Source organism: Knoellia flava TL1 (assembly GCF_000768675.1).
In the GTDB taxonomy this organism is placed as follows: Bacteria; Actinomycetota; Actinomycetes; order Actinomycetales; family Dermatophilaceae; genus Knoellia; species Knoellia flava.
This window is the reverse complement of sequence record NZ_AVPI01000046.1, coordinates 1-853: the sequence shown is the minus strand read 5'-3', so window position 1 is coordinate 853 and position 853 is coordinate 1. Positions and strand designations below refer to the sequence as shown.

The window sequence follows — 853 nt, the reverse complement described above, 5'->3', positions numbered from 1 at the left end:
TCGAGCTGGGCCTCGGGCAGGGGGTAGGTGCCTTCGTACTCCACCGGGTTCTGCGTCGCCGCGACCATGAACGGGGAGGGCAGCGCGTGCGGCTGCCCGTCGACGCTCACCTGCCGCTCCTCCATCGCCTCGAGCAGCGCGGACTGGGTCTTCGGTGGCGTCCGGTTGATCTCATCCGCGAGGAGGATGTTGGTGAAGACCGGTCCCTGCCGGAAGGTGAAGTCGCTCGTGCGCGCGTCGAAGACGAGCGAGCCGGTGAGGTCGCCGGGCATGAGGTCGGGCGTGAACTGGACCCGCTTGGTCTGCACGTCGAGCGCCTGCGAGAGCGAGCGGACGAGGAGCGTCTTCGCGACACCGGGCACGCCCTCGAGGAGGATGTGGCCACGGCAGAGCAGGGCGACGAGCAGGCCGGTGACGGCGGCGTCCTGCCCGACGACGGCCTTGGCCACCTCGGCCCGCACGCGCAGCAGCGCGTGGCGAGCCTCGGGAGCGGCGGCCTGCGGCGCCGGGGTCCGGGTGCTGGGTGTCTCGGTCATGGGCGGTGTGCCTTCTCCTCGAGGTCGGACAGGTCCTGGGCGAGCCGCACGAGGGCGGCGTCGTCGTGGGGTGGGGGGCCGGCGACGAGGTCGAGGACCTCGGACACCGGACGGCCGCTGGCGGCGGAGATGGCGCGCGCCACGGTCTCGGTCGAGTCGCCGCGCCGCAGGCCGAGCCTGCCACGCAGCCGGTCGAGCGTCGCGAGGCGCATCACCGCGGCGGCACGTGGGCGGTCCTGAGCGCGCCGATAGAGCCGGCCCCGGCTCTCGGTCGTCTCGACGGCTCGCACGACGACCGGCAGCGGCTCGCGCACGAG

The 853-nt window shown here is 73.7% G+C and carries 1 protein-coding gene and 1 pseudogene; both read right to left on the bottom strand.

Translation table 11 applies throughout. The annotated features are described in order from the left end of the window. Positions 1–536: AAA family ATPase (locus tag N798_RS13585; RefSeq protein WP_035949324.1), on the bottom strand; the 536-nt coding region annotated here is incomplete at its 3' end. Further along, positions 533–853: pseudogene (locus N798_RS18440) on the bottom strand (DUF4350 domain-containing protein); the annotation flags it as partial. The gene N798_RS13585 and the pseudogene N798_RS18440, both read right to left, overlap by 4 nt.